Origin of the sequence: Cyanobium sp. ATX 6E8 (genome assembly GCF_024346335.1) — a bacterium.
Classification (GTDB): Bacteria; Cyanobacteriota; Cyanobacteriia; order PCC-6307; family Cyanobiaceae; genus Cyanobium_A.
The window spans coordinates 23,237-31,791 of record NZ_JAGQCT010000021.1 but is presented as its reverse complement, the minus strand read 5'-3'; the positions used below and the strand labels follow the sequence as shown (position 1 = coordinate 31,791).

At 61.4% G+C, this 8,555-nt stretch carries 10 protein-coding genes; 7 read left to right on the top strand and 3 right to left on the bottom strand.

Translation table 11 applies throughout. From position 1 onward, the window contains the following. Nucleotides 1-291: 291 nt before the first annotated feature. Complete coding sequence (gene pyrC / locus KBY70_RS13170; RefSeq protein WP_254988806.1) at nt 292-1,353, bottom strand: dihydroorotase; 1,062 nt, start codon at nt 1,351-1,353, stop codon at nt 292-294. Nucleotides 1,354-1,473: 120 nt separating this feature from the next. On the opposite strand from pyrC, the gene KBY70_RS13165 reads away from it, so the two are divergent. Next, on the top strand, nt 1,474-1,632 hold the full coding sequence (locus KBY70_RS13165; protein ID WP_254988805.1) for a hypothetical protein: 159 nt from the start codon (nt 1,474-1,476) through the stop codon (nt 1,630-1,632). On the opposite strand, the gene KBY70_RS13160 is transcribed toward KBY70_RS13165, so the two are convergent. Together KBY70_RS13160 and KBY70_RS13155 are read right to left on the bottom strand one after the other, a co-directional pair. Further along, nucleotides 1,629-2,657, bottom strand: coding sequence for a helix-turn-helix domain-containing protein (locus tag KBY70_RS13160; protein WP_254988804.1), 1,029 nt, complete (start codon nt 2,655-2,657; stop codon nt 1,629-1,631). The two genes, KBY70_RS13165 and KBY70_RS13160, sit on opposite strands and share 4 nt — an antisense overlap. Before the next feature lie 96 nt (nt 2,658-2,753). After that, nucleotides 2,754-2,921, bottom strand: coding sequence for a hypothetical protein (locus tag KBY70_RS13155; RefSeq protein WP_315859757.1), 168 nt, complete (start codon nt 2,919-2,921; stop codon nt 2,754-2,756). A 254-nt stretch (nt 2,922-3,175) separates the two neighbouring features. Here KBY70_RS13155 and KBY70_RS13150 point away from each other — a divergent pair, with 254 nt between their 5' ends. From KBY70_RS13150 to KBY70_RS13125, 6 genes are all read left to right on the top strand, one after another. Then, the gene (locus tag KBY70_RS13150) at nt 3,176-3,322 is read left to right on the top strand and encodes a hypothetical protein (protein ID WP_158217075.1); all 147 of its coding nucleotides are present in this window, start codon (nt 3,176-3,178) and stop codon (nt 3,320-3,322) included. Between the two features lie 86 nt (nt 3,323-3,408). Then, on the top strand, nt 3,409-4,395 hold the full coding sequence (gene corA, locus KBY70_RS13145; RefSeq protein ID WP_254988803.1) for a magnesium/cobalt transporter CorA: 987 nt from the start codon (nt 3,409-3,411) through the stop codon (nt 4,393-4,395). A gap of 83 nt (nt 4,396-4,478) precedes the next feature. Continuing rightward, nucleotides 4,479-5,498 (top strand): PstS family phosphate ABC transporter substrate-binding protein, encoded by a 1,020-nt coding sequence (locus KBY70_RS13140; RefSeq protein WP_254988802.1) that lies wholly within the window; start codon nt 4,479-4,481, stop codon nt 5,496-5,498. A gap of 7 nt (nt 5,499-5,505) precedes the next feature. Further along, nucleotides 5,506-6,474: a CHAD domain-containing protein gene (locus KBY70_RS13135; RefSeq protein ID WP_254988801.1), complete on the top strand. Its 969-nt coding sequence runs from the start codon at nt 5,506-5,508 to the stop codon at nt 6,472-6,474. Nucleotides 6,475-6,507: 33 nt separating this feature from the next. Further along, nucleotides 6,508-6,690, top strand: coding sequence for a hypothetical protein (locus tag KBY70_RS13130; protein ID WP_254988800.1), 183 nt, complete (start codon nt 6,508-6,510; stop codon nt 6,688-6,690). A gap of 149 nt (nt 6,691-6,839) precedes the next feature. Beyond that, the gene (locus KBY70_RS13125; protein WP_254988799.1) at nt 6,840-8,345 is read left to right on the top strand and encodes an iron uptake porin; all 1,506 of its coding nucleotides are present in this window, start codon (nt 6,840-6,842) and stop codon (nt 8,343-8,345) included. Nucleotides 8,346-8,555: the final 210 nt, after the last annotated feature.

Below are 8,555 nucleotides of genomic sequence, written 5' to 3'. Positions count from 1 at the left end.
TTTTCAGCTTGCGGATGATCTGCTCCGCGGTGTGCCTGGTGCGTTTCATGGTGAAGTCCCCGGCCCAGTCTGGCCGGCTGAGGACTCTCATTCACCCTGGACCGATTGCCGGGGTCCACGTCACCGGTGTTCACCACCAACACCGGCTTGCCGGAGATCGGGGCCATGAACCCTGGGTCAGAACCCCAACTCAAACCTGGTTGAGCGTTGCCGTCTACCCAGGCTTAACCCGCTTGGTGCAGGGTTATCGGGTGAACAGCTGCCGTCGTAGGACTATGGCCAGATTGGTCGTTAGTGGCGCAGCCGCCAGGCCAGGGTTTCGCCCGCGTGGAAGGGCACCAGATTCACCGCGCTGCCGGCGGCGTCGTTGCAGTGCAGCTGGCTGGGCACCTCATGCGGCTGCCGGTCCAGGGTGATCATGCCCGCGTTGAGCGGCAGCCCATAAAACCGAGGCCCGAACTCCGAGGCGAAGGCTTCGAGTTTGTCCAGGGCCTTCTCCTGCTCAAACACAGCCGCGTAGCTCTCCAGTGCAAACGGGGCATTGAAGATGCCGGCGCAGCCGCAGGCCGATTCCTTGGCCTCGCGGCTGTGGGGGGCTGAATCGGTGCCGAGGAAAAATTTGGGATTGCCGGAGGTGGCCGCTCCCCGCAGGGCGATGCGGTGCAGTTCGCGCTTGGCCACCGGCAGGCAGTAGAGGTCAGGCCGCAGGCCACCGGCAAACATCGCGTTGCGGTTGATGTGGAGGTGATGGGGCGTGATCGTGGCCGCCAGGTTGGCTGGGCCGCTGCGCACGAAGTCGACCGAATCCATGGTGGTGATGTGCTCGAGCACCACCTTCAGGCCCGGATGGCGCGCCAGCAACGGCAGCAGCACCCGCTCGATGAACACCGCTTCGCGATCGAAGATGTCGATTTCGGCGTCGGTGACCTCGCCGTGGATCAGCAGCGGCATGCCGATGCACTCCATCACCGCCAGCACCGGCTCAATGCGGTCGATCGCTGTGACGCCGGAATCGGAGTTTGTGGTAGCGCCGGCCGGGTAGAGCTTGGCGGCCGCCCACACGCCCTCAGCAAAACCGCGCTCAATCTCCTGTGGATCAATGGTGTCGGTGAGATAGGCCGTCATCAACGGCGTGAAGCCGCTGTGATCGGGCAGGGCGGCCCGGATGCGCTCCCGGTAGGCACTGGCGGCCGCCACGGTGGTGATCGGCGGCCGCAGGTTGGGCATCACAATCGCCCGGGCGAATTGGGCGGCCGTGGCCGGCGCCACGGCCTGCAGCATCGCCCCGTCGCGCAGGTGCACATGCCAGTCGTCTGGCTGGCGGATGGTGAGCTGCTGCAGGGGCTGCGGCACGGCGAGCGCACAGGGGTCACCACCACCCTGGCAGGCCTGAAAGATTCACTGCAATCGGCTGGCGGTAGGCCTCCCGGCCATCTCGATCTGAACCACGTGCCGTCGACGCCCGCTACGGCCATGTGCTCACGGCTGTGGCGGGCCGACCAGAAAGAAGCGGTGTTCCAGGTCAGCGAGGGTGAGGCCAGCCGCGAGGAGGTGATCCCCTACGACCTGCTGCACGTGACCCCGCCGATGGGGCCGCCCCTGTGGTGGTGGCCAACCTGCTGGCCCACCTAGCCGTGCAGGCGCCGCCCCTCACGCAGCACTTCAGAGGGGCGGATGCCGAAAACGCCGTGGAAGTCGCGACTGAACGCCGAGAGGTTGCGGAAACCGAGTTTGGACGAGATGCCGGCGACGGTGTCGCTGGCCGCGGGGTTGAGCAGGTGTTGGCGAGCCAGCTCCAGACGCTGGCGGCGGACCCACTGGATCGGCCCGCAGCCGAAGCGCTGGCTAAAGGCCAGCTGCAGGTTGCGCCGTGAGTAGCCGCTGCGCTGCTCCAGCTCGGTGAGGCTGATGGGGCTGTGCAGATTGGCCTGAATCCACTCCAGCAGCTCCTTGAAGATCAGCTGGCGCGACAGCCCTTCGCGCTGGTGGCGGGTTTGTTGGTCGGCGTCGGCGAGCTTGGAGCAGAGGGCCAGGGCCAGGATGCGATAGATGAGGTCGTCAATCTGAAGCGTCGCCAGGTCTCCTCGGTTCTCCAGTTCGGGTGCGTCCACCAGGGCAAAGGCCCGCCGCAGGGTGAGGAGCAGCTCGGCTTGCCGCTTCTCGGTCATGGCGAGCACTTGGGGCCGCTGCAGATCCGGGGCGAAGCGGCGGCCGGAGAGGCCGACACCTCCAATGGTGGCGGCTGTGTTCTGCAGCCTTTGTAGGTCTACATGCAGCACCAATCCGTTGTAGTGGTCGGTGGCGTAGCGGTATTCGAGGCCTGGATTGAAGTAAAGGGGCGCTTCGCCATGGATGCTGTAGCTGCGGCCGTCCACCTCGTAGTTCGCGGCCCCGGAATAGCAGATGTTGATGGCACCGATCCCGGGGTTTTCGCCGATCGCTCCGATGATCGGACAGGTGTACCCAGAGGTGAGGGTGAGCTCGCCAACGGTGGCAGTGCTGGCCCGATGCAGGAACGGACTGGACTCAGGGAGGCGGGGGGCAAACTCGAGCACGGGGAAGTGCTGGTTGAGTTTGTTGGCCAAACCCTGGGGGTCCCGATCCACAACCGCTTGGTGGTTGTGGAAGACCAGGGGCAACTCGGCAACAGAATCCAAGCCAGCCTTCGAGCAGGGGCCAGAGCTTAAAAAAAGTTCGAAAGATAGGCCCCTTGTCGAAGCCAGTCTTAACGCTTAGGGCCAGGTGCCGTAGACCTACTCCCCTTTCTGGGACTTCAGCAACGCGTCCTTGCTGTCCTTGAGTTCCTTCCAGATGTTGCGGATCTGGGCGTAGGCCTGCTCCTGGCTCACCTTGCCATTGCTCTGCAGCCCCACCACCAGTCCCACCCGCTCGGCGAAAGACTCAAGGTTTTGGTGAAACATCAAACGCTGGGGTGTCCAGTCCGGTCCGCGGTACGGCGAATGGGGCTCCATGGGTGAGCGCACACCGGTGGGCTCGGCATCCGACTCGGGAGGTGTGGTACGCGATCCCGCAGTGGCCACAGGGGTCCAGCGAACTTTTTCAGCTTAGAAGCCAGGGTTTAAGAGGTGGTGAAGGCTTGGCCTTGTGTTGCCGGGAGCACTGGCGCGTTTCTGGTGGTGGCTGCACCATTTCACTCCCGAGGCGACGCCATGCCATGGATCATTCTTCCCAGGGTTGGTGGCCCCAGGTGTTGCTCTGCCTGCTGATCCAGGCCAGCATCGTGGGTGGCGGCCAGGTGCTGAACCGCTGGCTGGCCCCTGTTCCCACTCCGCCGTGCTGCGCCCCACCCCTGGTGCACTGAACTCCCATCTGCTGGAGGAGCGCCCCGCGAATCTGCCTGCCCATCTCTACGTTTCTGGGGGGCGCCACCGAAGCTGCTTCAGTGCCGTGCTGTTTGAGCCCGAAGGGCCACGGTTGCTGCAGCTCCAGTCGCCCCAAGAGCTCGAGCCGTTGCAGCGGCTCGGCTATCCCCTCTGGCTGCGGGTGATGGGCTTGGGCGATCCCCGGCTGGTTGAGGCGATGCTCGACACCCTGCAGGTGCCTCCCATGCTGCTGCCGCCGTTGCTCGAGGTTCCGCAGCGCTCGCGGGTGGATGGGCTCGGCGAAGCGGTGATCGTGGTGCTGCACCGGCTCAGTTTTGCCCGCGATCCCCTGCATCTGCTGAGTGCCCAGGTGGGGTTGCTGCTGATGCCCAACCTGCTGGTCACCTTTGAGGAGGCACCGGCGGGTGAGTCGTTTCCGGAGCTCACCGCCTGGTTGGAATCGCAGGCGGGGGCTGTGGAACACCGCGACCTCGACGACATCCTCCATTTCCTGGTGGATGAATTGCTCGATGCTCTGTTTCCGATGCTGGAGCAGATCGCCAACCGCCTTGATGATCTGGAGGAGGCAGCTCTGCGGGACCCCAAACCGAAGCTGCTGGCCAGAGCTTTCGTGCATCGCAGCAACCTGCGCACGATTCGCAACCAGGTGTGGCCCCTGCGCCATCAAATCCGGGTGCTGCTGCGCCAGGGGCAACAGCTGCTGGGCCCTGATGCGCTGGGGGGCTTTCAGGAAATGGCTGATCTGGTGGAGCTGTTGTTTGAAAACTGTGAGTTGTTGCGCCATCAGTGCGATGCCATTACCCAGGCCTATGCCGCCAGCGTGGGCAATCGCATGAACCAGGTGATGAAAACCCTCACCATTCTCACCAGTATTTTTGCGCCGCTCACCTTCATCGGTGGGATCTATGGCATGAATTTCGCCAACATGCCTGAGCTCAATTGGCGCTATGGCTATCTCTACGCTCTGCTGTTGATGGCGATTGTGGCTTTGATTCAGTCCTATTGGTTGTGGCGCCGTGGCTGGTTTCAGGATTGGACGGCGCCGCGCTGACGCATCGGGTCCGGAAGCACAACCTGGCCTTAACCGCCTAGGAGCTCGAGATCGCCCAGAGTTCTGTCGCGGATGTGACCGTCATGCACCCCCTCCTGCGCCTCGCCTGGCTTGCCCCGATGCTGCCCCTCCTGCCAGAGGCGGCTCTGGCGGCGCCTGATCCGGTTCGCATTGGCGGCTCCAGCACGGTGTTTCCAGTGCTGCAGGCGGCGATTGCGGCTTATCAGAAGGGGGGAGCCAACCGCCAGGTGCGCTTTGAGCTCAAGGAAACGGGCACCTCGGCGGGGTTCCGGCAGTTCTGCAGCGGTCAGTTGCCCCTCGCGAATGCTTCGCGTCCGATCAATGCCAAGGAGCTCAAGGCCTGCGCGGCCAAGGGCGTGACCTTTCTGGAGCTGCCGATCGGCTTTGATGCGATCACGGTGGTGGTGAACCCTGCCAACACCTGGGCGTCCAGCATCACCATCCGGGAGCTGGCGCGGCTCTGGAATCAACGGGCGACGGGATCGGTGAAAACCTGGAGCCAGGTCAATCTGGATTGGCCCAACCGGCCGATTCGACTCTGCGGCCCTGGCAAGGATTCGGGTACTTATGATTATTTCAATAAGGCCATCAATGGAGACGAACGCAATTCCAGGTCAGACTATTTTGCCAGTGAAAATGACAATGACCTGGTTGCTTGTGTAGCCAAGAATCCCGATGCGCTGGGCTATTTCGGTTTTGCCTACTACCAGGCCAATGCCAAGCGTCTGAAGCCCCTGAGCGTCGTGGGCAAGAAGGGCGCTGCGATGCCATCGTTGGCGTCGGTTCAGAAAGAAGCTTATTTGCCCCTCTCGAGGCCGCTGTTTCTCTACGTCAACGACAAAGCCCTGCGGCAACGCCCGGAGCTTCAGAAGTTTGTGACATATACCGTGAAGAATGGGCTCAAGCTGGTGAAACAGGCTGGCTACATCCCGATGCCCACCCGAACCTACTTGCTGGTTGAAAGCAAGCTGTATCGGCATGTGACTGGCACGGCTTTTGGCGGCAATCTGCCCGTGGGCCTGACCACGGGTCAGGCGTTGCAGCGCAGCTTGGAGAGCATCAAGAAACCGGAATTCCGCTGAGCTCTGCATGGCATTCCCAACCCGCTCCCAGCCCCTGAGCAATGGCAGCTTCGCCAGGGAGCTGTTGCACAAACACGTGTCCAAGCTGGTGCAGCTGCAGGCACCGGTGTCTGAGGGCAAGGGCACCGAACCGTTGCATCAGATGCGGGTGACCATGCGTCGCCTACGCACCACGTTGCTCCAGTTTGAGCCGGCCCTGCAGTTGCCCCCGGCCATCAACGACCAGCGCCTGGCCAAATGGGTGCGGCACCTGGGCATGGCACGGGATCTCGATGTATTGCGTGAGCGCCTGGAAGATGGTTTCTTGCCCCAACTGCCGCAGGCCGAGGTGAAGGCCCTGCGGCCGGTGATCAAGCAACTACGGCGCGAGCGCCAGCTGGCCTACGGCCATGTGGTGGAAGTGCTGCAGAGCCGCTCCTATCTGGAGGGCCTGGCCCAGTTGCAGGGCTGGTTAAAGCAGCCAGAATTTTCGCGGTTGGGGGAGCAGCCGATTCGGGAGTGGCTGCTCGAATGGCAGGGCCCCAGCCTGGCCAGCTTGTTTCTGCATCCGGGCTGGCAGGTTTCCAGCGCGGCCGGCGAGGTGGAGGTGCTGCACGAGCTGCGGCGGCAGATCAAGCAAGCGCGCTACCGCCTCGAGAATCTCTCCGAGCTTGCGGGTGGCCACACCGTGCCCTGGATCGGCCGCTTCAAGCAGGGCCAGGAGCTGCTGGGTGAATTCAACGATCTGCAGGTGCTGCAGCGTGCCATCAGCGATCAAGTGCCGGGCCGGTTGGAGCAGGAGCTGCCCCAGCTGGAGTGGCTGCTGGTGCAACATCAACGCCATTGCTGGGAGCAGTGGCGCGAGCTGGTGATCGAGGTGCTGCCCACTCGGCAACGGCGCCGCCTTTGGCAGGCGTTGTCGTCCAGGTCATTGACATGCAGCCCTTGGAATTGGGTGAAGGTGGGATTAAGGCGGGCAGCTGCCCGGTTCGGCTAAGGGTGGGTTGTTCACAGTTGCTTTGCCCACGCCATGCTCAGTCCCAACTGTTTTTGGATGATGGGTGATGAGCGCCTGGCCGACCTGGGGGCCTTGCTGGTGTTTCGGCATTGGTTGCGTCAGCAACTCGAAGAACTCGCTGCTGAGAGCGACGCCACGATTCCTGAGCAGGAGCCAGGCGCTTCTACGGAATCCTATGGCCGGTTGTTTTTTTAAGCTGCGGCACAACTGCATCTCATCTGCTGGTTTGCATGTGTTCTGCAACACAACCCTGATGTAGTGCACGTGCTCGTTTCATGCATTGGCCCTCGATAGGTTGCGGCCGACTTCCTTTGTGAAGTCATCCCTATCGGTGTGAGGACCCGATGAATCTTTCCAAGAAGCTGCTGCTGGCACTGGCCGGCACCAGCCTTGCGGCCCCGATGGCCGCTTCCGCTCAAGAGCTGGCTTCGTTGAGCGGCGCTGCTGCCATCAACGAGTACATGCAACAGCAAGACGTGGATCGCTTCCGCGCCTGGGAATCCAAAAACCAGGTCACCAGCGTCAACCAGTTTTCCGATGTGCAGCCCACCGACTGGGCCTACCAGGCTCTGAGCAACCTGGTTGAGAAGTACGGCTGCGTGGCCGGCTACCCCAACGGCACCTACAAGGGCGGCAACGCCATGACCCGCTACGAAGCGGCTGCCCTGCTCAACGCCTGTCTCGATCGCGTCACCGAAGTGACCGACGAACTGCAGCGTTTGATGGAAGAGTTCAAGGCTGAGCTCGCTACCCTGCGCGGCCGTGTCGATGGCCTCGAGAAGAAAGTGGGCAAGCTGGAAGCTCAGCAGTTCTCCACCACCACCAAGCTGCGTGGTGAAGCCAGCTTCATTATCGGTGGTCTTCCCAACAACGACGTCAATGGGGCCAACAAGACCGCCTTTAACTACGATGTGCGGTTAAGCTTTGATACGAGCTACACTGGTAAAGATCTGCTTCGCACACGCCTGCGTAGCGGTAACTTCGAATCACAGCCCTTTGGCAGCAGCAGCCAAATCTTTAAGCTCGACAAGGCTGAGTCCACTGACGAGCAGGTAATCATCGACCGCCTTTACTACACTTTCCCAGTGGGTAAAGAGATCAAGCTGACCGCTGGTGCTCTGGTCCGTAATACCGAGCTGGTGTCCTTTATTCCTAGCGCCTACAAGTCAAGCCTCCTGGACTTCTTCCAGTTGGCCGGTGCTTCTGGAACCTACAACAAGGCTACCGGTGCGGGCTTTGGTTTCCAGTGGAAGCAAAATGTTAAGAAGGGAAATCCATTCTTGACCTTTGATGTTAACTACATCTCTTCGAGTGGCTACCAAGATTCCACCGTGGGTGCCTTTGATTCTGAAGGCGGCATAAACGTTCTCGCTCAGCTGGGTGCCAAGGGGCAGAACTGGGGCGTTGCTTTCGCCTATCGCTATGGTTCCGAAGGGTCTAGGCTCCGCGATCCCAACTTCAGCGCCACTGTCGGCTCTGGAGAAAGCAGCAATAGCATCTCTATTGCTGGTTATTGGGAGCCCTCTGATGCAAGTTGGGCGCCTTCGATCAGCTTGGGCTATGGCTACAATGCTGGCTCTGGCGGATTCGAAAATTCGATGTCTTGGATGGCTGGTCTCCAGTGGAGCGATGTTTTCCAGAAGGGTAACTCCGCGGGTATCGCCCTTGGTCAGGCTCCCTTCACAAAAGATGTGCAAGGTTCTGAAAGTTGGCTGTGGGAATTCTTCTATAAGTTCCAAGTCACAGACAAGATTTCCGTCACCCCGGCGATCTTCTACGCATCCTCCTATCGCCAAAACGACTTCGGCAGCACCTGGGGCGGCGTGATTCAAACCACCTTCCGCTTCTGATCTTCACGACGAACCACTCACTCCTCGCATAGTCCTCAACTGCTTTCTCACACACACACCTCCAGCCCCCCAGCAATGGGGGGCTTTTTATTGGTTGGGGATGCAGAGGCAAACGCCGATATCAGCGATCGCTAGAGAAATACAAGTCCCGGCATTGCCAGCCTTGACCGCCCCTTAACCATGGCATAACGACGCCTGGATTACCCCCTT